This is a genomic window from Streptomyces sp. NPDC093094, assembly GCF_044754345.1.
In the GTDB taxonomy this organism is placed as follows: domain Bacteria; phylum Actinomycetota; class Actinomycetes; order Streptomycetales; family Streptomycetaceae; genus Streptomyces.
In genome coordinates this window covers 36,278-57,993 of record NZ_JBIVOX010000009.1, presented here as the reverse complement: position 1 = coordinate 57,993, position 21,716 = coordinate 36,278, and the positions used below count along the sequence as shown (strand labels likewise).

At 71.1% G+C, this 21,716-nt stretch carries 20 protein-coding genes; 18 read left to right on the top strand and 2 right to left on the bottom strand.

Translation table 11 applies throughout. The annotated features are described in order from the left end of the window. Nucleotides 1-175: 175 nt before the first annotated feature. Nucleotides 176-1,051, bottom strand: coding sequence for a transketolase (locus tag ACIQGV_RS20355; RefSeq protein WP_402496454.1), 876 nt, complete (start codon nt 1,049-1,051; stop codon nt 176-178). A 180-nt stretch (nt 1,052-1,231) separates the two neighbouring features. Here ACIQGV_RS20355 and ACIQGV_RS20350 point away from each other — a divergent pair, with 180 nt between their 5' ends. Continuing rightward, on the top strand, nt 1,232-2,158 hold the full coding sequence (locus ACIQGV_RS20350; protein WP_402496453.1) for a hypothetical protein: 927 nt from the start codon (nt 1,232-1,234) through the stop codon (nt 2,156-2,158). A gap of 457 nt (nt 2,159-2,615) precedes the next feature. Further along, entirely contained in the window at nt 2,616-4,511 is a 1,896-nt protein-coding gene (locus ACIQGV_RS20345; protein WP_402496452.1) for a helix-turn-helix domain-containing protein, read from the top strand. Nucleotides 4,512-4,526: 15 nt separating this feature from the next. Here the strand turns inward: ACIQGV_RS20345 and ACIQGV_RS20340 are convergent, their stop codons facing one another. Continuing rightward, nucleotides 4,527-5,465: a LuxR C-terminal-related transcriptional regulator gene (locus ACIQGV_RS20340; RefSeq protein WP_402496451.1), complete on the bottom strand. Its 939-nt coding sequence runs from the start codon at nt 5,463-5,465 to the stop codon at nt 4,527-4,529. A 171-nt stretch (nt 5,466-5,636) separates the two neighbouring features. On the opposite strand from ACIQGV_RS20340, the gene ACIQGV_RS20335 reads away from it, so the two are divergent. From ACIQGV_RS20335 to ACIQGV_RS20260, 16 genes are all read left to right on the top strand, one after another. Continuing rightward, on the top strand, nt 5,637-5,816 hold the full coding sequence (locus tag ACIQGV_RS20335) for a hypothetical protein (RefSeq protein WP_402496450.1): 180 nt from the start codon (nt 5,637-5,639) through the stop codon (nt 5,814-5,816). 43 nt (nt 5,817-5,859) lie between these two features. Beyond that, entirely contained in the window at nt 5,860-7,200 is a 1,341-nt protein-coding gene (locus ACIQGV_RS20330) for a sugar phosphate nucleotidyltransferase (protein WP_402496449.1), read from the top strand. A 23-nt stretch (nt 7,201-7,223) separates the two neighbouring features. Continuing rightward, nucleotides 7,224-7,925 (top strand): SDR family oxidoreductase, encoded by a 702-nt coding sequence (locus ACIQGV_RS20325; protein ID WP_402496448.1) that lies wholly within the window; start codon nt 7,224-7,226, stop codon nt 7,923-7,925. Between the two features lie 274 nt (nt 7,926-8,199). Then, nucleotides 8,200-9,486, top strand: a complete 1,287-nt coding sequence (locus tag ACIQGV_RS20320) for an IS701 family transposase (RefSeq protein WP_402496447.1) — start codon at nt 8,200-8,202, stop codon at nt 9,484-9,486. Then, a complete protein-coding gene (locus ACIQGV_RS20315; protein ID WP_402496446.1) occupies nt 9,483-9,785 on the top strand; it encodes a hypothetical protein in 303 nt (100 codons plus the stop codon). The genes ACIQGV_RS20320 and ACIQGV_RS20315 overlap by 4 nt, the downstream gene beginning before the upstream one ends. Next, nucleotides 9,782-11,236: a hypothetical protein gene (locus tag ACIQGV_RS20310; RefSeq protein WP_402496445.1), complete on the top strand. Its 1,455-nt coding sequence runs from the start codon at nt 9,782-9,784 to the stop codon at nt 11,234-11,236. The genes ACIQGV_RS20315 and ACIQGV_RS20310 overlap by 4 nt, the downstream gene beginning before the upstream one ends. Nucleotides 11,237-11,337: 101 nt before the next feature. Continuing rightward, nucleotides 11,338-12,039: an EthD domain-containing protein gene (locus ACIQGV_RS20305; protein ID WP_402496444.1), complete on the top strand. Its 702-nt coding sequence runs from the start codon at nt 11,338-11,340 to the stop codon at nt 12,037-12,039. A 52-nt stretch (nt 12,040-12,091) separates the two neighbouring features. After that, a complete protein-coding gene (locus ACIQGV_RS20300; protein WP_402496443.1) occupies nt 12,092-12,928 on the top strand; it encodes a type 1 glutamine amidotransferase domain-containing protein in 837 nt (278 codons plus the stop codon). 28 nt (nt 12,929-12,956) lie between these two features. Next, a complete protein-coding gene (locus ACIQGV_RS20295) occupies nt 12,957-14,594 on the top strand; it encodes a thiamine pyrophosphate-binding protein (RefSeq protein ID WP_402496442.1) in 1,638 nt (545 codons plus the stop codon). 2 nt (nt 14,595-14,596) lie between these two features. Further along, nucleotides 14,597-15,199 carry a DJ-1/PfpI family protein gene (locus tag ACIQGV_RS20290; protein ID WP_402496441.1) on the top strand — a complete coding sequence of 201 codons (603 nt, stop codon included), beginning with the start codon at nt 14,597-14,599 and terminating at the stop codon, nt 15,197-15,199. Between the two features lie 3 nt (nt 15,200-15,202). Beyond that, nucleotides 15,203-17,041 carry an AGE family epimerase/isomerase gene (locus ACIQGV_RS20285; protein ID WP_402496440.1) on the top strand — a complete coding sequence of 613 codons (1,839 nt, stop codon included), beginning with the start codon at nt 15,203-15,205 and terminating at the stop codon, nt 17,039-17,041. Further along, nucleotides 17,038-17,379, top strand: a complete 342-nt coding sequence (locus ACIQGV_RS20280; protein ID WP_402496439.1) for an STAS domain-containing protein — start codon at nt 17,038-17,040, stop codon at nt 17,377-17,379. The genes ACIQGV_RS20285 and ACIQGV_RS20280 overlap by 4 nt, the downstream gene beginning before the upstream one ends. Further along, entirely contained in the window at nt 17,376-19,496 is a 2,121-nt protein-coding gene (gene glgX, locus ACIQGV_RS20275; RefSeq protein ID WP_402496438.1) for a glycogen debranching protein GlgX, read from the top strand. The genes ACIQGV_RS20280 and glgX overlap by 4 nt, the downstream gene beginning before the upstream one ends. 38 nt (nt 19,497-19,534) lie before the next feature. After that, nucleotides 19,535-19,846, top strand: a complete 312-nt coding sequence (locus tag ACIQGV_RS20270) for an anti-sigma factor antagonist (protein WP_402496437.1) — start codon at nt 19,535-19,537, stop codon at nt 19,844-19,846. 16 nt (nt 19,847-19,862) lie between these two features. Beyond that, nucleotides 19,863-20,444: an ATP-binding protein gene (locus tag ACIQGV_RS20265; RefSeq protein ID WP_402496436.1), complete on the top strand. Its 582-nt coding sequence runs from the start codon at nt 19,863-19,865 to the stop codon at nt 20,442-20,444. 11 nt (nt 20,445-20,455) lie between these two features. Beyond that, entirely contained in the window at nt 20,456-21,709 is a 1,254-nt protein-coding gene (locus ACIQGV_RS20260; RefSeq protein WP_402496435.1) for a PP2C family protein-serine/threonine phosphatase, read from the top strand. The last annotated feature ends 7 nt before the right edge of the window (nt 21,710-21,716 follow it).

Sequence of the window (21,716 nt, the reverse complement as noted above, 5' to 3'; positions counted from 1 at the left end):
CGCGCGAGCCGCAGGGCGGCGCAGACCGCGAGGGCGGCACAGACCGCGAGGGCGCCACAGACCGCGAGGGCGCCACAGACCGCGAGGGCAGCGCAGACCGCGAGGGCAGCGCAGACCGCGAGGGCAGCGCAGACCGCGAGGTGCGTACGGCCGTCGGCCGTACGCACCTCCCGTGTCAGGCCATCCGGCAGGCCCCGAATCCCGCCGCGCGGTCCGCCGCGCGCAGGGTCGCGGCGACGCTGTCGCCGTCCCCGTCGGCGGTCGCCGGGGCGGCGCCGACGTACCGGCCGGGCAGCAGACGGGCCAGGGTGTCGACCACGCCCCGGGTGCAGGAACGGGTGCCGACCACGACGAACCGGCTGTGTGCACCGGCCAGTTCGGCCGCGGCCGCCGCCATGTGGTGGTCGTCCAGGTACACCACGTGGGCGTGGGCGAGCCAGGGCGCGAGGGCGCGGGTGGCACGGGCGGTTCCGGTGCCCTGCTCCCCCACCGACACCAGGCAGACCGCCTCCTCGTGGGAGTGGCCCGGGGACTCCCACGCCAGCGGCCGGGGCAGGCCGCCCGGCACGAGGTCGGCCCTCGGCCAGTACGGCCGGGGTTCGGAGCCGACCCGGATGTGGAAGGGCCGGTCGGTGGTGGCCGCGGCCCGCACGACCGCCCGGGTCTCCGCGTCCCCGCAGGGCGCGGCCAGCGTCACCCCCTCCAGGCGCCGCAACACCTGATAGTCCTCCAGAAATCCGGAGTAGGGCGTCGCCACGCTCGCCCCCGCCTCCAGCAGCCGTGCCCGCAGGCCCAGATTGCCCGCGGCGCCCAGCCCGCGCGGCCCTGGCCCGGTGCAGACGAAGGGCCGGAACCCGGCGGCGACCATGCCCGAGACCACGTCCACCATCGCCGAGGCGACGCCGGCCAGGCCGAAGAAACGGTCGGGATGGGTCGCCTCGAAGGGGTGATCAGCGCGTCCCGGCGAGGCGTCCAGGCACACCACGCGGCCGTCGAGCCCGGCGAGCGCGGTCAGTTCGATTCGGTAGGCGTCGTACCCGGACAGGCTCATCGCCTCACCCGGGTGCCCCGCGTGGTCCCCGGCCCGGGCCGGGGTGCCCGGCGCGTCGCCGCGGTGGTGGCTCCCAACGGTTTCATGACCTCGACTCCACTCTCTCCAGCAGAAAGTCACGGTGTTTTCACAGCCTTCACCTCTTGGGCGGCGGTGCGGCCTCCTCTACGCTCCGGTCGCATGCTCTGCCCCTCCACGGCCGCCGCGCTGGGCCGGCTCGAAGCGGAAGGCGTGGGCGTGTGGCTGTCGGAGAGCCCCGGCGACGAGGTCGCCGCCGCGACGCTGCGACGGCTGGTCACCGGTGCCCCGTACGCGTTCCAAGGTCTGGTCAGCACGGCCGCCTCGGTCGCGGACGCCCGCTCCGTGTGCGACGCGCTGCTGCCGGCCCATCTGTCCCGCGGCGGACGCGCCGGTCTGGTCTCCGCGCCGCTGGACCCGGACGCCGCTCTCGCGGTCGGCCGGCCGAACCTGCTGGTGCGGATCGTGCCGGATGCCGACGGCCTCGTCGCCATCGGTGAGACGCTCGGCCGCGGACTGCGCGTGGACGCCTCTCCGGTGACCACGCCCGACTGCTACGGGCGGGTCCTCGACGCCTACTTCGCCGGTCTGGAGCAGGCGCTGACCCGTGGACTGCCGCTGCCGGCGTCCACCGTGGTGACCTCGGTGCCCGTGGGGGCGATCGACGCGGCCGTCAACGCCCGTCTGGACGGGCGCCACGCCGGCGGCAGCCGGGTACAGACGTCCCTGGCGCTGGCCCGGGTGCTGTTCCGGATGCGCGAGGAACGCCTGGACGACGACTGGTGGCGGGTGCTCAGAGCGAGTGCCGCGCAGCCGCCGAGGCTGCTGTGGACGACGTCCGCACCCCGGCATCTGACCGCCCTCGTCGGCTGGAACACCGCGCACGCGATGCCCGCCGAGCTGGCCGAACGCCGGCTCACGGCCGCCGGGCTGTACGGCGACACCCTGCTGAACGAGCACGTCCGGGGCCATGCCGAGCTGGCCGCACTGCGCCGGCAGGGCATCCGTCTGGAGAGGCTGGACCTCGGTCCCGGCCTCCGTGACACGGCCCTGACCGGGGCCGCCCCGGATCTCGCCGCCGGCCGGTGAGCCGGTGTCCCGCGGACGGACGCGCGCCGGCCTCGTGGGCCGCACCCCCGCCTAGCGGACGCGGCAGCCCGCCGGGGGCCCGTCACGTCCCGGGCGCCCTCGTGTCCGCACCACGCGCATGTCGGTACCGCCCCATTCCCCCATACGGCGCATGACCGCCCGCTTCCCTTCGTCTCCACCCCTCGGACTTCCCGTTCGGGCCGCCTGCCCGCGCGGCCCTCGACACCGAGGGTGCCCGCCGGACCCCGCCGCCGGGAAGGTGTCTCGGCAACAGCATTCGGCCGCAAGGTGGTGGTTGCACCACCCAACTGGCTCCCACCTGCGGTGATGTCTCCGAAAAACGGGTCGGATGAACCGGTTCCGGCGAATATTGACGGTGGCGGCGCACGCCATCTAGGTTCACAAAGGCCCGTGGCGGATTCGCTGCACTCCGGGGCCTGGCTGGGGGTGACATACGGTGCCGGACGAGGACCGTCTCTTACGCGACGGACTGCTGGGACTTCTGGAACTCCTGGCCACGGAGGCACCTCCGGCGGACCGCTCCGGTCCCGCCCCGGCGCAGCACGGAGCGGCCGGGGAACTGGCCGAGGGGCTGGCGCGTGACGTCCAGGGGCTGTTCGCCCGGCGGCGCCAGCGCGAGGCGGGACTGGCCGCGCTGATGGAGACCACCCGCGAACTGACCGTTCCCTATGTGGTGGACGAGTTCCTCAAGGTGGTGGCCCGGCGGGCACGGCTGCTGCTGAACTGCGACCTCGCCTGGGTCAATCTGTCCTCCCCGGCCGACGGCCGGTCCTTCGTGGTGACCACCGACGGCCGCAGCACCGCGCTGACCGTGGGTTTCTCGCTGCCTCCGGCCGCCGGTGCGGGGTCGACGGCCGCCGCCCGCTCGGCGCCGTTCTGGACGCCGGACTACCTCGCCGACAAGCGGTTCGCGCACGCGTCCGCCCTCGACGACACGGTCCGCGAGGACGGGCTGCACGCGCTGCTGGCGGTGCCCCTGAAGCAGGACAGCACCGTGCTGGGCACCCTGTACCTCGCCGACCGCGCCGTGCGCCACTTCACCCCGGACGAGATCACCCTGATGTCCGCGCTGGGGGATCTCGCCGCGCTCGCGATAGAGAAGTCGCGGCTGCTGGGCCTGACCGACCAGGGGCACGCCCCCGCCGGCGAGGAGCGGGCCGGGCTGGAGGATGTGCGCGCCCGGCTCATCGACATGGTGCTGCGGGGCTGCGACGTCGCGGAGCTGGCGGTGAGCGCGGCGGCCGAGCTGGGCGGGGCGCTGCTGGTGCGCGACCCGGGCGGGCGCACCCTCGCGGTCACGGACGGATTCCCGCCCGCCGACGCCGCCGAGCTGGGCAGACGGGCGCTGGAGGCGCAGACGGCCCACAGCCCGGTCCGCGCGAGCGGGGGGCTGTGGGTGTGCCCGGCCGTGGCGGGCGAGGAGGTGGTCGGCACTGTGGTCCTCGCTCCGGGCACGAACCTGGGATTACGGCCGCCGCGGCTGCTGGAGGCCGTCGCGCAGGCCCTCGCGGTGCTGCTGCGGCTGCGGTCCACGGCCGCGGCGGCGGAGGGCAGCGGGCGCGACGAGCTGCTGGCCGAGCTGCTCGGTGAACCGCCGCTCACGCACGACCAGTTCCAGCGCAGGTCCCGCCGGCTGGGCGTCGACCTGGACCAGCCCCATGTGGTGCTCGTCCTGCGGCCGGAGGGCGGTGCGCCGGGCCGGGCCCTGGTGTGGGCGTCGTCGTACACGCACCGGCACGCCGGTCTGCGGACCTCCGACGGCGGATGTCTGGTGCTGGCGCTGCCGGGCGCCGATCCGTCGGCGGCCGGCCGGGAGGCCGGTGCGGCCCTGCGGACGGCCATCGGCCATCCGGTGACGGTCGGTTCGGCCGGCCCCGTCACCGGGCCGGAGGCGGTGCCCCGCGCGTACGCCGAGGCCAGGCGGTGCCTGGACGCCCTGACCGCGCTGGGCGGAACCGGCGGCAGCGCCTCGCCGCAGGATCTCGGCTTTCTCGGGCTGGTGCTGGCCGAGAACCCGGACACGTCGGCGTTCATCACGGGTGCCATAGGGCCGGTGCTGGACTACGACGAGCGCCAGGACACCGAGCTGGCGCGGACGCTGGAGGCGTACTTCGCCTCGGGCGGCTCGCCGCGGCGGGCCGCGGAGAGCCTGCACGTGCACCCGAACACCGTCTCGCGCCGGCTGGAGCGCATCACGGATCTGCTGGGCCCGCGCTGGCAGGAGCCGGTGCAGGCGCTGGAGGTGCAGCTGGCGCTGCGGCTGCGGCGTGCCCGTCACACGGTGCGCGGCAGGCAGGTGCGACTGCCGGCACCCGACGAGCGCCGAGGGTGACATCGCGGGAACCGTTCACAGCGCGATGTCGTCTATCAGGGCGGACTTGGCCAGGAGAAAGGCGAGTTGGGCCCGGCTGCGGCTGTTGAGCGCCTCGGACGCCTTCTTGATGTGGGCGGAGACGGTGCGGGTGCTGATGCCGAGCCGTTTGGAGATGGCGGAGTCGGTGTACCCCTCGATCATGAGGCGAAGGACGGCACGGCGGGTCTCGTCGGTCATCAGCGGAGGGCGGATCTGCTCCTGGGTGATGCTGACCGGTTCGGCACGTTCCCAGGCGTGGTTGAAGACACCCACCAGGTAGTGGATGACCGCGGGATGCTCGATGGCGAGGGCGGTCGTGCGGACGTCGAGCAGGGGGTCGGGGATGAAGGCGACGTTGCGGTCGAAGATGATCAGGCGGTCGAACAGTTCGTTCAGCGTGCGGACCTCGGCGCCCCCGACGGCGACGTTCTCGATGTAGGCGAGGGTCGGTCCGTGGGTGCGCACGGTGTGCTGGTAGAGCGTGCGCTGCCGGACCCCGCGGCCCAGCAGGGCCAGGTCGGACGGAAGGGCCCGGGCGAGGACGTCGGGATCCCTCGGACCGCCCGGTTTGGCTGTGAGAAGTTCCTCCTTGCACGTGTCGCGGGCCTGTTGCAGTGCGGCCTCGATGACGTCGGTCCCGCGCAGCAGCCGTACCGACGGCCCTGATTCGCGGTATTCCTCGCGGTAGAGGTCCTCGACGCCGGTGAGCGCGTCGCGGATGGCGGCGATGGTGTGCTGCTGGACGAGAACGGCTCGTTCGATCGGTCTGCGCAGCTCGCTGCCGGCGATGTCCGGGGGAACCGCTCCCAGAAGTGACGGGTCTTCGGCCAACGGACGCAGCAGACCCAGCTCGACGAGACAGTCGGGCACTTCCCCTCGTAAGGGACCCTCGGTGAGGGCGCGTCGGTAGTACACGAGCCCCTCGTCGCACACCCTCACAACGTTGGGCTGCGGGCTTATGTCCGGATTCCTACACATCTATCCCCCCTTCCGGTTTCTACACTGCACAATGCCGATGCTACCCAACCCCCCGGCGGCGCTGTTCCGTGCGCAATGATTTCGGAGGCGAGAGCGGGACCGCTTTCAGCCAATGGGAGGGGAAAAATGAAATTGCAGCGAACCGCCCTGGTTCTGGCCACGACAGTTCTTCCCGCACTCTTCGTTCTGCCTCAGGCCCAGATATCCGCGGCCGCCTCGGATTCCGCTCCGGCAGTGGCTCCTTTCGGCGGCATCGAGGCCGTCGCGGCGGCCCACAGCGGTGACGACGACAGCGGCTGGCCGTAAATCCGGATCGGAAACCACAGCGCTTTCCACGATGGGGGACGTGATGAGTACCGATTCCGAAATCGTCGGCATCCTTCTGGCCGGCGGCCGAGGTGAACGGGCGAAGCCCATCACCCTGGAGTCCGCCGACTACATCAGGAGCAAGGCGCTCATCCCGCTCGTCGGCCGGCGGCTGGTCGAGTGGGTGCTGGAATCGTGCCGCGAGCAGGGGATCCGCCGCTTCTACGTGGTGACCCACGGCCTGGAGAACCGCAACCAGATCAAGCTGCTGCTCGGACACGGCGAGCGTCACGGCGTCCGGATCACGTACTCGCGCTCCCGTTTCGACCGTTACAACGTCGGCTCCGCCGGCGCGACGCTCCACAACCTGGAGCAGTGGGACCTGCAGGGGAGGGCACTGGTCCTGCCGGTCGACTCGCTCTTCGACTTCGATCTCGCGGGGATGGCCCGTACGCACGAGGAGCAGGGCGCCGTGGTGACGGTCGCCTCCGTCGCCCGTACCGCGGCCGACATCGCCCGCAAGTACGGAGTGATGCGCACCGACGAGACGGGCCTGGTGAGAGGCTTCGTCGAGAAGCCCGGAGAGACGGAACTGCGGCAGTTGTTCCCGAGGATCGCCGACGACCCCGGGGCCACGCTGCCGACCAACGCCGGCATGTATCTCGTGGACTGTGCGCGCCTGCGGCTGCTGGCCCGCGAGCCGGAGCTGTTCCGGCGCTCGCACCAGCGCCTGGACGTGGGCGGTGACCTGCTCCCGCATCTGGTCGAGCAGGGGCACCCCGTGGCCACGCACACCATCGGCCGGCTCGGCGACATGGGCAACGTGCCCGACTATCTGGACACCGTACGGCTCGTGCTCGACGGCGCGTACGAGCAGATGAACCGTCTGACCGGCCGTCCCGGGGACGGTTCCGGGAAGCTGTGGATCCACGAGAGCAGCCTGCGCACCAAGGACGACTCCACCGGCACCACGCTCGCCCAGAAGATCGAGGAGGGCTCCGTGGTGATCGGCCCCGGCGTCCGGATCGGCCAGGACGTGGAGATCGGACGGGGTGTGCGCCTGGAGCACGTGGACATCGGCGACGGGGCCGAGGTCCGCGAGGGCAGCACGCTGATCCGCTCCACCGTGGGCGAGTCCGCGATGGTCGGCCGCTACGCCGACATATCCGACAGCTACATCGGCCCGATGGCCGAGGTGTGCTCCGAGCGCGCCCGGCCCATCCGGCTGGAGAGGTACTCGGCCATCGGCGACGGCGCCGTGCTCTGGCCGGGATCGCGGCTCTGCGGGGTGACCGTCTACCCGCGGCTGAGGGTGCCCGCACTGACGGGGCTGCCCGCAAGGACCGAACTCAGGAGCGCCGAGGACATCCTGCGCTGGGTGTAGGCGTCCGACCAGGGAGGGGACCCATGCAGAACCCCATCGCCGTCGTGGGCGGGGCGGGCCGGCTCGGCACGCGCGTCACCCGGCGGCTGACCGAACAGGGCCATCGCGTCCGCGTGGTGAGCCGCAGGCCACAGAGCGGGCGGCTGCCACTCGGTGTGGAACTCCACCGGGCGGACGTCCGGTACGCCGACAGCCTCACTCCGGCGCTACGGGGATGCGCCGGAGTGGTGTTCACCGTCGAACCCGGTACCGCGGACTCCGGCCCCGACAGTCCCGAGACCACGATGCACGACGGTGTGCGCAATGTGCTGGCCGCGGCCACCGCACAGGGCGAACGACCGCATGTCGTGCTGGTCAGCCAGATCTTCGTGACCCGTCGCGAACACCCGATGAACTCCTACGGCCGGCTGCTCGACTGGCGGCTGCGCGGCGAGGACGCCGTGCGCGCCAGCGGTCTGCCGTACACGGTGATACGCCCCAGCTGGCTCACCGACGACGCCTTCGCCGGTGCCGGTGTCCGACTGGAACAGGACGACCGGGGCGACGGCTGGGTGTCACGGGGCGCGGTCGCGGAGGCATGTGTGCAGGCCCTGCGGGTGCCGGAAGCCGTGGGCAAGACGTTCGAGCTCTACAACGAGCCCGGCGAGGCCCCGCACGACTGGTCCCCGCTCTACCGCAGGCTGACCCCTGACCGGCTGCTGGCCTGGTCGGGCCGGGTCGGCTGAGAGACACCCCAGGACACCGCCCGCCGGGAAACCCCCCTCCCGGCGGGCCTCCCGAAGGACCCGGGGCCGGACGGGACGGCCACGCAGCGCTGCCGCGCCGCCGCCCGGCCCCGGGTCTGTCGCCGCCGCCCTCACCGGGCCCGGCCCGCGTCCCCCGTCCAGGGGGACGCCCGGTCGCGTGCCCGAAACCCGACAGCCCCGGACAGGAATTCCGTGCACCCGGTGGAGCGACCGCTCCCCCGGGCCTGACGGCTTGTACCGGAAAACCGGGCGGATGCCCTTGTTCCACTGCGGCGGGCGAGCAGACAGCACCACTTGCAGAGAGGGCCCCACCATGTCCGTAGAACATCGGCAGAACGTGCCGGAGGGAATGTCCGAGGACATTCTCTCGGGCATCCTCTCCCGGGCACTGGAGTCGATTCCGCGCAGCGATCAACGGCGGTGGGCAGAGCTTTATGTACGGGGTCTGCTCACGGTCGACGGAAAAAAGACCATGCGCGCACTCGCGAACGGCGCGGGGAACAGCGTCGAACAGAGCCTCTATCAATTCATCACCAAGTCCACGTGGCAGTGCGGGCCCGTGCGCCGCGCGGTGGCGCAGCTGCTGGCCGAGCGGCTGACCCCGCGGGCCTGGGTGGTGCACCCGCTGGTCATCACCAAGATCGGTGAGCACTCGGTGGGCGTGGAGCGCCAGTGGGTGCCGCACATCGGGCGCATCGTCAACTGCCAGCAGGCCGCCGGTGTGTGGCTGGTCTCGGAGCAGGGCAGCTGCCCGGTCGACTGGCGGCTCGCGCTGCCGGAGTGCTGGACCGAGCATCCCGAGCGCCGCCGCCGTGCCTCGATCCCCGCGCACGTCGACTCCTGCCCGCCCGAGCAGTGCGGGATCGGCGCGGTCGACCGCATGGCCTCCGACTGGAACCTGCCCGGCCGGCCGGTGGTGATGGACCTGCGCGACGGAGACCCGTACGCCGCGTGCGCCGAGCTGAACGCCCGCCAGATCCCCTTCGTGGTGCGGATCGACCCGGCCTCGCGGTTCGCCCTGCTGGATCCGCTCCAGCAGCCGGCGCTCGCCGACCGCGCACAGGCAGCCGACGCGCTGACCGCCGCGCTCAGCCGCAACTGCATGCCCGTCGAGTGGTACGACCATGTCACGGACACCGTCCGGGCGACGTCGGTCGGCACGACACGGGTGCGGTTACGGCGCCGCCGTGCGGCTCCGGCCCAGCTCAACGAGCGGCAGGAACTCGTCCTGCTCGGCGCCTGGACCTCGCGCACCCGGCGGGCGCCGGCGGAGTACTGGCTGTCCAACCTCTCGCGCACCCAGCTCGGCACGATCTACCGCACGGCGATGCTCGCCCGGCGGGTGGAGCGCGATCTGTCCGATGTCACCGACGGTCTCGGCGCCCGCGACTTCGAGGGCCGCTCCTTCCGCGGCTGGCACCACCACATGACGATGGTGACCGTCGCCCACGCGGCCGCGGCCCTCGCCTCGCCCGCGGACGCCTCTGTGTCCGGTCCGCTCCCCGTCGGAGCGCGCCCGACCCGGGTGGGTGCGGTATGACGGCGCCGCCGCAGGCACCGGGCCGGGTGCGCCGGGCCGGCGCCGACGACTCGGCACGCCTCGCGGCCGCCCTGTGCGCCCCGCTGCTGGGCCGGCGCGGCGGCTGGCATCTGCTCGACGGCCAGGGGTGCCTCGCCCCGGCCGCCGGGCAGCCGGCGACCACGCCCGGGTCCGGGTCCGCCGACGGACCGGCCGTCCCCGGTCCCGCCTGCGGGCCCGGTCCCGCGGACCTCGCCACCGGGCCGCACGCGCGACCCCTCGTTGCCGTTGCTCCCCCCACACGGGCAGGTGCCGTATGAACACCCCCCTCATGACCACCGACGCGCAGCGGATCGCCGCCGAGCTGCGGGAGCTGCTGCCGGACTGGCTGTCCGGGCGGCGCTGGTTCGCCGGCAAGGGCGAGCGGGCGCCGGTCGTGGAGCCGGTGCTGGCCGACCTGATCCAGGCGGGCGACCCCGCCCTGCTCCAGCTGATCGTGCGGGCCGGGCAGCCCGGGCACGAGGAGTGGTACCAGCTGCTGGTCGGGGTGCGGGCCGACGGCCCCGGACCGGCCGCGGACGCGGTCATCGGCCGCGGCTCCGGCTCCGGGCTCCTCTTCTACGAGGCCACCGGCGACCCCGCCCTGATGTCCGGCCTGCTCGCGCACCTGGCCGCCGAGGACGCCGACGGCACGGTCGAGTGCCACCGGCTGCCCGACGTGGAGGTCCCGGCGGGGCTCGCCCCGCGCGTCATGACCGCCGAGCAGTCCAACACGTCCATCGCCTTCGGCGACCGGCTGATGCTGAAGGTGCTGCGCCGGCTCCAGCCGGGCCCGCACCCCGAACTGGAGATGCTCACCGCGCTGCGCCGCGCCGGGGACGTGCCCAGCGCGCACCCGCTCGCCTGGATGCAGACCTCCGACGCGTTCGCGGCGGGCCGCACCACGCTGGCGATCCTCCAGCAGTTCGTGCCCTCCGAGGGCGACGGCTGGGCACTGGCCACCCGTGAGGCCGCCCGGTGCATCACCGGGGAGTGCGTCTCCGTCACCCCCTTCGGCGGGTTCGCCGACGAGGCGCACGCCCTCGGCCGGTCCACCGCCCAGGTGCACACCGCCCTCGCGCAGCAGCTCGACAGCAGGCACCTGGCCCCCGACGAGATCGGCGACCTGTCCGCCGAGCTGGTCCGCAGGCTCGACGAGGCCGTCATCGAGGTGCCCGAACTGACGCCTTTCGCACAGCAGTTGAGGGACCTGCACCGTGATCTGCACGGCATCGCGGCCCGCGGCCGGCCCCTCCTCGTGCAGCGCGTCCACGGTGATCTCCACCTCGGCCAGGTGCTGCGCGCGCGGGACGGCTGGGTACTGATCGACTTCGAGGGCGAGCCGGGCCATCCACTGGCCGAACGCCGACGGCTGCAACCGGCCGTGCGGGACGTGGCGGCGATGCTGCGCTCCTTCGACTACGCCGCCCACCACGCCCTCACCGAGGTCCTGGGCGCCCCGCCCGGCGCCCAGGCGCAGCAGGGCCTCAAGGGCAGCAAGCTGGCGCGTCGCGCCTCCGCCTGGGCGGTGCACAACCGGCGTGCCTTCAGCGCCGGTTACGCCGAGGGAGGCGGTGCCGACCCGCGCTCCAACCCCGTACTGCTGCGTGCCTTCGAAGCGGACAAGGCGGTCTACGAGGCCGTCTACGAGGCGCGCAACAGGCCCGAATGGCTGGCCATCCCGCTCGCCGCCGTACGGCGTCTCGCCCAGGGCCGGCCCGAGACCGCCTGAGGGCTGTTCAGGTCAGGAAGTCATCCGGAGTTCGTTGCCCGGGGCGTGGCGCATTGACACGCTTTTCCGAGTCCGGACCGGTGTGGAACAGGAGAAATTCAATGATCCACCAGTTCATTCTGGCGGCGCCCAAGCCGGGTATGACCGCGCAGGAATTCCAGGATTACTGGGTGAATGTGCACGCGGTGCAGTACGCCGCGAAAATTCCGCAGATCCGGAAGTACATGGTCGACACCGTCGTCGACATCGAGGGCAACCTCGGTACGCCGGCCCTGCCCCACCAGGGCATCGCGGAGATCTGGCTGCGGCCCGAGGAGCAGCTGGAGTCCCTCCAGACCGACGAGTTCCTCAACGGCGCCCGCCTGGACGAGCCCAACTGGGCCGCGTTCTGGATGACGATCGTGGTCGACACCAACGCCCACGAGATCGTCCCCGGCCCCGAGCTGGCCAAGGGCCAGGACTGGGTGAAGCTCACGCTGCTCCAGAAGCGCCGCCCCGGCCTGGAGCTGGAGGAGTACCGCAAGCGGAGCCTCGGCGCCTACGCCGACGTGGTCAAGGAGACCCCGGGCCTGCGCCGCTACCTGCACGCCCACACCGTCGACGGGGCGTACACCTTCGGCGAGTCGTCCTTCGACTCGGTGGAGCAGCTGTGGTTCGACGACGTCGAGGCGCTCCAGCAGGCCCTCGCCTCCCCCTACTTCACCGAGCAGGTCAAGGCGGCCCGGGACGAGATCGTCGACCCGAAGTACGTCTTCTCGCTCGCCGTCAAGGAGAACTGGATCATCGGCCCCGAGGCCCGCTGACGGCCCGCCGACGGTCCCCCGATCCACCCCACCACGAATCCAAGGAGCTGGCGTGGCCAGGAGGAATGCCAAGAAGATCCTCGTGATCCTGTCGGAGTACGGCTACTGGGGCGAGGAGCTCATCGGGCCCCTGTCCCACTTCGACCAGCGCGGTTACGAGGTCGTGTTCGCGACCCCGACCGGCAAGCGCGCGCACGCGCTGCCCCCGTCCATGGACCCCGAGTTCATCGACCCGCCGCTGGGCCGCTCGGTGACCTCGGAGAAGGTCGCCAAGATCACCAAGGAGATCGACGACTCGGACCGTCTCGACGACCCGATCGACATCTCCAGCTGGGTGCCCGAGCGCCCCTACACCTCCGACGACGACTACCTGCGCAAGCTGGAGGCGTACCACCGCGCGGTCGACGTCGTCGCCCAGGAGATCGAGGACTACGACGCGATCCTCCTCGTCGGCGGCTCGGGCCCGATCGTGGACCTCGCCAACAACGAGCGCGTCCACCAGCTGATCCTCGCCTTCCTGCGGGCCGGCAAGCCCGTCGCGGCCGAGTGCTACGGCGTCACCTGCCTGGCCTTCGCCCGCGACTGGGAGGACCGCAAGTCGATCATCTGGGGCAAGCACGTCACGGGCCACTGCAAGGAGTACGACTACAAGGACGGCACCGGGTTCCTCGGCACCGACTTCCAGATGGGCCCGCCGCCGTACCCGCTGGAGTACATCCTGCGCGACGCCACCGGGCCCGAGGGCCGGTACCACGGCAACTTCGGCAAGGAGACCTCGGTCATCGTGGACTTCCCGTTCATCACGGGCCGTTCCACGCCGGACTCGTATCTCACCGGCGAGAAGATCGTCGAGGTTCTCGAAGACGGGCTGACCCGCTTCGGCTGGTAATTCCGTAACTCAGCGAGAGAAGGAAGACATGGCCAGGCAGGGCAATGCGGCGATCATCGAGCAATTCATCGCCGACGGAATCCCGTTCATGTTCGGCAATCCAGGAACGGTCGAGCAGGGTTTTCTGGACGCGCTGGAGAACTATGACGATCTCCAGTACATCCTGACGCTCCAGGAGACGGTCGCCGCCGGCATCGCGGACGGCTACGCCCGCGCCACGGGCCGCCCCGCCCTGCTCCAGCTGCACAGCGGTGTCGGTCTCGGCAACGCGATCGGCATGCTGTACCAGTCCAAGCGCGGCCACACCCCGCTCGTGGTGATCGCGGGCGAGTCCGGTGTGAAGTACGAGTCGATGGACGCGCAGATGGCGGCCGACCTGGTCGCCATGGCCCGTCCGGTGACCAAGTACGCCACGCGGGTCACCGATCCCAACTCGGTGCTCAGGACGCTGCGCCGGGCCATGAAGATGGCGATGACCGCGCCGCGCGGCCCTGTCTTCGTCGCTCTCCCGATGGACGTCCTCGACGCGGTCAACACCGAACCGGTGGTGCCGAGCACGGTCCTGCGCACGGAGGCACTGCCCGTGCCCTCGCTCGTGGAGCAGGCCGCGTCGCTGCTCGCCGGCGCCGAGAAGCCGCTCGTCCTGGTGGGCGACGGGGTCTCGGTGTCCGGCGGGCAGGCCGAACTGACCCGTGTGGCGGAGCAGTTGGGCGCGGACGTCTGGGGCGTGGACTACTCCGAGGTCAACCTGGACGCCCGCCACCCGCTCTACCGCGGACAGCTGGGCCATATGTTCGGCGAGGTCTCGACGTCCCATGTGAAGGACGCGGACGCGGTGCTGATCGTCGGCACGTACGTCTTCCCGGAGGTGTTCCCGAACCTGGCGACGCCGTTCCGCGAGGACGCGCGGATCGTCCACATCGATCTCGACGGCTACGAGATCGCCAAGAACCACCCGGTGAGCCTCGGTCTGGTCGCCGACCCCAAGGCCACCCTGGCGGCGCTCGCCGAGCAGCTGGAGACGAAGCTCTCCGCCGCCGACCGCTCGCGCGCCGCCGCGCATCTCACCGAGCGCCGCGCCCAGCAGCCGCTGCTGCCGGCCGACGACGGCTCGCTGCTGAACACCTTCCTGCGCGAGCTGTCCGCCGCGGCGCCCGAGGACACGATGGTCTTCGACGAGGCGCTGACCGCGGCCGGCCCGCTCAACGCCCATCTGCCCGGACGGCTGCCCGGCCACTGGTTCTCCACCCGCGGCGGCTCGCTGGGCGTGGGCATCCCGGGGGCGCTCGGCATCAAGCTGGCCCACCCGGACAAGACGGTGATCGGCTTCACCGGCGACGGCGGCTCGATGTACACCTTCCAGGCGCTGTACACGGCCGTCCGCCACGAGATCGGCGCCAAGTTCGTGATCTGCAACAACCGCAGCTACAAGCTGCTCGACCTGAACATCGAGCAGTACTGGCGCGAGCGCGGCGTCCAGGCGCACCAGTACCCGACGCCCTTCGACCTCTCCCGCCCCGACCTCGGGTTCGCCGAGATCGCCCGCGGCTTCGGCGTGGACGGGGTGCGGGTGGACACCAAGGACCAGGTCGCGGACGCGGTGAAGCGGATGCTCGCCGACGACCGTCCGTTCCTGGTCGACCTGCGGACCACCGAGGGAGCCTGACCATGGCCGGACCCGTCCCGTCCCGCGACGGAGTGCTCTCCGGTCGCCGGATCGCGCTCCTGACCGAGAGCGACTTCTACGAGCCCGAGATCTCCTACTACCAGCGCCGGTTCGCCGAGGAGGGCGCCCGCGTCGACCTGGTCACCCGTCTGTGGGGCAACCGGTCGATCACCTTCTCCGGCCACGAGTACCGGGCGCCCCTGGTCGTCGACAAGAGCCTGGAGGACCTCGACGACAAGGCGCTGCTCGAGTACAGCGCGCTGATCGTGCCGTCCGGCATGGTCGCCGACCGGCTGCGCTACACCGAGGACATCGAGCAGCTGGCGCCCGCCACGGACCTGCTGCGCCGGGCGTTCGCCCGCTCCGGAGTGGTCAAGGGGATCATCTGCCACGGCATGTGGCTGGCCGCCTCGATCCCGTACGTGGTGCGCGGCCGCAAGGTCGTCTGCCACAACAACCTGATCGGCGACGTGCGCAACATGGGCGCCAACTACGTGGACCAGGACGTCGTCGTCGACGGCGACCTGGTGACCGGGCGCACCGGTGACCACTGCCATCTGTTCGCCAGGACCATCATCGACGAGCTCGTGCTGCGAGGTGCGTGAGACATGACCAGCAACCCCGGCACTGTGAACTTCACCTTTTCCGACACCATCGCCGGCCGTGTGACCTCCTTCGACCGCGACGCGGCCGTCGTCACGGTCGCCACGGCGGACGGACGGAGCTTCGACATCTCCCTGGACGGCGGCCCCAGCGCGGAGCTGCTGCACAACCTGGGCGAGCCCTATCAGGACGCGTCGGGTCACATCTACGACCTGCTGACCCCGGGCCGCTTCCTCCAGGCGTACGGCATCTTCTACCCGCAGGGCGGAGGACTGCGGTTCGAGGCCAAGCGCCTGGTGTTCGTCGGCCGTGACACCGACGACTACCGCTTCGAGGAGGGCGGCTGGTGGGTGCGGCAGATCCGTGAGATCGCCGCGTTCTACCGCAGGGCCCAGTTCGGCGAGGGTCCGGTCGACTTCACGGACTACCGCACGGAGATCCGCCTGAGCGGCGACAAGACCGCCAGCCACATCCAGGAGACCGACACGATCTCCCGGCTGGTGTACGGCATGGCGTCGGCGTTCCTGCTGACCGGCGACGACGAGTACCTGGAGGTCGCCGAGCGCGGCACCGAGTACCTGCGCGAGCACATGCGCTTCGTGGACCAGGACGAGAACGTCGTGTACTGGTACCACGGCCTCAAGGTCGACGGCGACACCGAGAAGAAGCTGTTCACCTCGGAGTTCTCCGACGACTACGACGCGCTGCCCGCCTACGAGCAGATCTACGCGCTGGCCGGCCCGATCCAGACCTACCGGATCACCGGCGACCCGCGGATCAAGGCCGACGCGGACGCCACGATCCGCCTGTTCGACCGGTTCTACCTGGACCCCGAGCACGGCGGGTACTTCAGCCACATCGACCCGATCCTGCTCAGCCCCGAGCACGAGTCGCTGGGCCCGAACCGGTCCCGCAAGAACTGGAACTCCGTCGGCGACCACGCCCCGGCGTATCTGATCAACCTGTACCTGGCGACCGGCGAGAAGTCCTACGCCGACATGCTGGAGTACACCTTCGACACCATCGTCGAGCGCTTCCCGGACCTGGAGCACAGCCCGTTCGTGCAGGAGCGGTTCCACAAGGACTGGTCCCGTGACACCGAGCACGGCTGGCAGCAGGACCGCGCGGTCGTCGGCCACAACCTGAAGATCGCCTGGAACCTGATCCGCATGAACTCGCTGCGCCCGAAGGACGGCTACCTCCAGCTGGCCACGAGCCTCGGCGAGACCATGCCGGCGATCGGCAGCGACCGTCAGCGCGGCGGCTGGTACGACGTCGTCGAGCGGGTCCTGGCCGACGGGGAGGAAAGGTTTCGCTTCGCCTGGCACGACCGCAAGGCGTGGTGGCAGCAGGAGCAGGCGATCCTCGCCTACCTCATCCTGCACGGCGTCACCGGCCGTGAGGACTTCCGCTCCGAGGCCCGCGACGCCGAGTCCTTCTACAACTCCTTCTTCCTCGACCACGACGAGGGCGCCGTCTACTTCAACACCCTGGCCAACGGCCTGCCGTACCTGCTCGGGGTGGAGCGGCTCAAGGGCAGCCACTCGATGTCGATGTACCACTCGGCCGAGCTGTGCTACCTCGCCGCGGTCTACAACAACCTGCTCATCAACGGCAACGCGATGGACTTCTGGTTCAAGCCGGACCCGTCCCAGCTGCCCGAGCGCACCCTGCGCGTCGCCCCCGACCTGCTGCCGGCCGGCTCCGTCCGGATCGAGAGCGTGGAGGTCGACGGCGAGGAGCACACCGACTTCGACGCCGGCGCGCTGACCGTCCGCCTGCCCGAGACCTCGGGCCGCGTCAAGGTCAAGGTCCGGCTGACCCCCACGGAGGTGACCGGATGACCGTGAAGCTCACATCCCGCATGGAGGGCTCGGCCTGCGTCGTCGCCCTCGAAGGTGAGATCAACTCCACCACGTCCGGCGGGCTCCAGGCCCAGCTGCTGCCCTTCATCGGGCACAGCTCCAGCGTCCTGATCGACCTGACCGGAGTCAGCTACATCTCCAGCGCCGGCCTGCGCACCCTGCTCATCGTGCACCGCCGCGCACAGCAGCTGGAGGCACTGGTCACTCTGGTCGGGCTGTCCGAGGAGGTGCGGTTCGTGATGTCGGCGACCGGCTTCCTGGACTTCTTCGACATCGCCGAGGACCTCGGTTCCGCACTGGAGAACGCGGGCCGATGACCGTCCAGGACACACGAGAGCGCGTCGACGGTTTTCCGACGCGCCGGATCTCCGGTTACCGGGTGCGCGCGGGACGTCCGTTCCCGTACGGCGCGCACCCGGTGCCGGGCGGCGTCAGCTTCTCCGTGTACTCCGACCGCGCCACCCGGATGAGCCTGGTGCTCTTCGAGCGTGGCGCCAAGGAGCCCCTCGCGGAGCTGCCCTTCCCGCCCGAGTTCCGTATCGGCAGCGTGTACACGATGACGGTGTTCGACCTGGACGCCGAGAACCTGGAGTACGGCTTCCGCGCCGACGGCCCCTTCGACCCCGGCGCGGGCGACCGCTTCGACCCGTCGAAGGTGCTCAGCGACCCCTACGCCCGGCTGGTCTCCGGCCGGGACGTGTGGGGCACCGAGCCCGACTGGGCCGACGTGTACCAGTACCGCGCGCGCATCCCGGACGACGACTTCGACTGGGACGACGACACCCCGCTGGGCATCCCCAGCGAGGACCTCGTGATCTACGAGACCCATGTGCGCGGCTTCACCCGGCACCCGTCCTCCCGGGTGTCGGCGCCGGGCACCTACGCGGGCCTGCGCGAGAAGATCCCGTATCTGCGGGAGCTCGGCGTGAACTGTGTGGAGCTGCTGCCGGTCTTCGAGTTCGACGAGCTCGACAACCCGCGCACCGACCCCGTCTCCGGTGAGCGCCTGTACAACTACTGGGGCTACAACACCGTCTCGTTCTTCGCGCCCAAGGCCGGCTACGCGGCCACGGGACGCTTCGGCATGCAGGCCGACGAGTTCAAGTCGCTCGTCAAGGAGCTGCACAAGGCCGGCATCGAGATCATCCTCGACGTGGTGTTCAACCACACCGCGGAGGGCAACGAGCAGGGCCCGACGATCTCCTTCCGCGGCCTGGACAACTCCACGTACTACATGCTCACGCCGAACGGGGACTACTACAACTTCTCCGGCACCGGCAACACGGTCAACTGCAACCACCCCGTGGTGCGCGACTTCGTGCTGTCCTGCCTGCGCTACTGGGTGTCCGAGTACCACATCGACGGCTTCCGCTTCGACCTCGCCTCGATCCTGGACCGGGCCCCGGACGGCACCCCGCTGCCCAACCCGCCGCTGCTGGAGCAGCTCGCCGCGGACCCCATCCTCCGGCACACCAAGCTGATCGCCGAGGCGTGGGACGCGGCCGGCCTCTACCAGGTGGGCGCGTTCCCCAACTACGGCCGCTGGTCGGAGTGGAACGGCAAGTTCCGGGACACCGTGCGCAAGTTCGTCAAGGGCGAGCCCGGCCTGGTCGGCGAGCTGGCCACCCGGATGGCCGGCTCCCCCGACCTCTACCAGGGCCGCACCTCCTCGGCGTCGGTCAACTTCATCACCGCGCACGACGGCTTCACGCTGAACGACCTCGTGTCGTACAACGACAAGCACAACGACGCCAACGGCGAGGGCAACGGCGACGGCGCCAACGACAACAACAGCTGGAACTGCGGCGAAGAGGGTCCCAGCGCCTCCGAGCACGTGCGCGCCCTGCGCATGAAGCAGATGAAGAACCTGATGGCGATCCTGCTCACCAGCCAGGGCGTGCCCATGTTCGTGGCCGGTGACGAGGTGGGCCGCACCCAGCTCGGCAACAACAACACCTACTGCCAGGACAACGAACTGTCCTGGTTCGACTGGGGTCTGGTCGAGGCCAACGCCGAGCTGCTGGACTTCACCCGGTCGCTCATCGCCTTCCGCCACGCCCACCCGGTGCTGCGCAACTCGGTCCACCCGCTCGGCACGGACCAGGTCGGCAGCGGCTACCCCGACATCAGCTGGCACGGTGTGCGCGCCTGGGCGCCGGACTGGTCCAGCCACTGCCGGGTGCTGGCGCTGATGCGCTGCGGCCGGCACGCCAAGGGCGGCACCGTGGCCGACGACCACGTCTACGTCGGGATCAACTCCCACTGGGAGGACCACGACCTGGAGCTGCCGCGGCTGCCCGAGGGCATCGAGTGGCGGCTGTTCGCCGACACCTCCGCGGCCGCCGCCCATCCGCCGGGCGAGGAACCCGCACTGGACGACCCGGGCCGGTACCACCTGGGCCCGCACTCCGTGGTGGTTCTCGTCGGCCGCTGACCGAACTCCCCCGAACGCCCCGTCAGAAGGAGACCACCGTGTCTTTCGAAGTCAAGCTCAGGGTCAACGAGCGCGTCGCCACCATCGAGCTGAGCGGTGAGCTCGACGCATCGACCGCGGGCCAGTTCCACGACACCGTCGACGAGGCCGCCTCCACGGGCGCGATCGAGCTGGTCATCCGCGCCGAGAAGCTGTCCTACCTGTCCAGCGCCGGCCTGCGCTCGCTGGTCTTCGCGCGCCAGAAGATGGGCGACGACGTGCGCATCGCGGTCGTCGGGGCGCCGGAGCCCGTCGCCCGGACCATCCGCCTGGCCGGGTTCGACCACAGCATCGATCTCGTCGACGTGTGAGGGGGCGGGCAGTCCGATGGCGATCGACCACGGGGCGCCGTCCGCCGCCGGGGTCCCCGCCCAGGTGGTTCGCGGCGGACCCCCGCTCGGCGGTGTCCGCCGCGCCACCGCGGAGCCCGCGGTGAGCGCGGCACGCATCAAGGTGCGTGCCGATCTGGAGGAACTCGACCGGGTCGCCGCGTTCGTCCTCGACGTCGGCCGCCGTGCCGGGCTGCACGACAGCGCGCTCTACCGGCTGCGGCTGGCCGCGGACGAACTGGCGACCAACATCGTCCTGCACGGTTACCGGGGACGGCCGGGTGAGATCGCCGTGGACGCGGCGGTCGAGACCGACCGGCTCTGGATCCGCTTCCAGGACGACGCCCCGGCCTTCGATCCGCATCAGGGCATGCGCGCGCCCGAGCTGGACGCGCCGCTGTCCGAGCGCCGGATCGGCGGCCTGGGCGTCTATCTGGCGGTCACGGCGGTGGACGAGTACCGCTACGAACTGGTGGCCGGACACAACGTGAGCACGCTGGTGATGCTGCTCGGGAACCGGGGCGGCGACACCCGTCCGCCCCGGCCCCCGGGCGCAGTCAACGGGCCGACAGCGGAGTAGACGAGGCGGAGATGGTGCAGACGAAAGTGCTGGTTCTGGACGAGCATCGCAGCGTGCCTCGGGACCTGCACGACGCCCTGAAGCGCGTGGGCGCGGAGGTGCATGTGCACAGCCCCGGCGAGGTGCTCTCCGCCTCGCCGGGGCGGTTGCCCGAGGTGACGGTGGTCCTCGCACACGCGGAGCTGACCCCGCACACCGTGCGGGCGGTGGCCCGCAGACTGGACGACGAAGGGCTTCAGCCGGCGGTCGTGGCGTTCGCCGAGCAGGATCATCTGCATCTGCTGGACACCCACGTGGGCGCCGGCGCCGACTACCTCATACCGCCGTTCCACACCCATCTGGTGCGGGCACGGCTGCGGGACTGTCATGAGAAGGCGCAGTTCAGCCGGACCATGGAGGATGTCGCCGCGCACGCGGAACTCCTCAGCTACGAACGGGAGCTGGAGATCGGCCGGGAGATCCAGATGGGTTTCCTGCCCGACGCCCTGCCCAGCCCGGACGACTGGGAGATCCATGTGCGCTTCCGTCCCGCGCGGACGGTGGCCGGCGACTTCTACGACGTCTTCGAGATCGTCAACCGGCGGCGCCTCGCGCTGATCGTGGCGGACGTGTGCGACAAGGGCGTGGGCGCGGCGCTGTTCATGGCGCTGATCCGCTCGCTGCTGCGGCACACCGCCGAGCAGAGCGGGCTGCAGAGCCTGATCGCCGCCGAGCTGATGGGCGAGGAGACCAGCTGGGCCGAGCACAGCCGGGCCATCCCGGTGGTGGGGGCGACCCCGCTGCTGAACGCGGTGGTGGGCACGAACAACTACCTCACCCGCAACCACATCCGGCAGGGCTACTTCGCCACCATGTTCTTCGGCGTGCTCGACCCGGCCACCGGCAACCTCGTCTACATCAACGGCGGCCACAACCCGCCCGTGCTGCTCAGCGCGAGCGGCGCGGAACCGGTGCTGCTCCAGCCGACGGGACCGGCGGTCGGCGTCATCCCGGACGTCGACTTCTCCCTCGGCTACGCCCGCTTCAGCCCCGGGGACACGCTGTTCATCTACACCGACGGCGTCACCGAGGCCCGGTCGGCCTCGGGGCTGTTCTTCGGCGAGGACGAGATGATCCGGCAGCTCTCCGAGGCCGGCGTGCGCGGCGAGGAACTGCTCGACCACATGGACGGGGCCCTCAGCGACTTCGTGGGGTCGGCCGAGCAGTCCGACGACATCACCATGATGGCCGTCCACTGGCGTCCGCCCGGGGCGCGCAGCGAATGACCAGCCG

Excerpts from the sequence above, each read along its gene's own strand:
- ACIQGV_RS20265 (WP_402496436.1), top strand. The coding sequence starts at position 19,863 with ATGGCGATCGACCACGGGGCGCCGTCCGCCGCCGGGGTCCCCGCCCAG.
- ACIQGV_RS20285 (WP_402496440.1), top strand. The coding sequence starts at position 15,203 with ATGACCAGCAACCCCGGCACTGTGAACTTCACCTTTTCCGACACCATC.
- ACIQGV_RS20305 (WP_402496444.1), top strand. The coding sequence starts at position 11,338 with ATGATCCACCAGTTCATTCTGGCGGCGCCCAAGCCGGGTATGACCGCG.
- ACIQGV_RS20260 (WP_402496435.1), top strand. The coding sequence starts at position 20,456 with ATGGTGCAGACGAAAGTGCTGGTTCTGGACGAGCATCGCAGCGTGCCT.
- ACIQGV_RS20320 (WP_402496447.1), top strand. The coding sequence starts at position 8,200 with ATGCCCTTGTTCCACTGCGGCGGGCGAGCAGACAGCACCACTTGCAGA.
- glgX (WP_402496438.1), top strand. The coding sequence starts at position 17,376 with ATGACCGTCCAGGACACACGAGAGCGCGTCGACGGTTTTCCGACGCGC.
- ACIQGV_RS20335 (WP_402496450.1), top strand. The coding sequence starts at position 5,637 with ATGAAATTGCAGCGAACCGCCCTGGTTCTGGCCACGACAGTTCTTCCC.
- ACIQGV_RS20325 (WP_402496448.1), top strand. The coding sequence starts at position 7,224 with ATGCAGAACCCCATCGCCGTCGTGGGCGGGGCGGGCCGGCTCGGCACG.
- ACIQGV_RS20280 (WP_402496439.1), top strand. The coding sequence starts at position 17,038 with ATGACCGTGAAGCTCACATCCCGCATGGAGGGCTCGGCCTGCGTCGTC.
- ACIQGV_RS20355 (WP_402496454.1), bottom strand. The coding sequence starts at position 1,051 with ATGAGCCTGTCCGGGTACGACGCCTACCGAATCGAACTGACCGCGCTC.
- ACIQGV_RS20295 (WP_402496442.1), top strand. The coding sequence starts at position 12,957 with ATGGCCAGGCAGGGCAATGCGGCGATCATCGAGCAATTCATCGCCGAC.
- ACIQGV_RS20310 (WP_402496445.1), top strand. The coding sequence starts at position 9,782 with ATGAACACCCCCCTCATGACCACCGACGCGCAGCGGATCGCCGCCGAG.
- ACIQGV_RS20290 (WP_402496441.1), top strand. The coding sequence starts at position 14,597 with ATGGCCGGACCCGTCCCGTCCCGCGACGGAGTGCTCTCCGGTCGCCGG.
- ACIQGV_RS20330 (WP_402496449.1), top strand. The coding sequence starts at position 5,860 with ATGAGTACCGATTCCGAAATCGTCGGCATCCTTCTGGCCGGCGGCCGA.
- ACIQGV_RS20315 (WP_402496446.1), top strand. The coding sequence starts at position 9,483 with ATGACGGCGCCGCCGCAGGCACCGGGCCGGGTGCGCCGGGCCGGCGCC.
- ACIQGV_RS20350 (WP_402496453.1), top strand. The coding sequence starts at position 1,232 with ATGCTCTGCCCCTCCACGGCCGCCGCGCTGGGCCGGCTCGAAGCGGAA.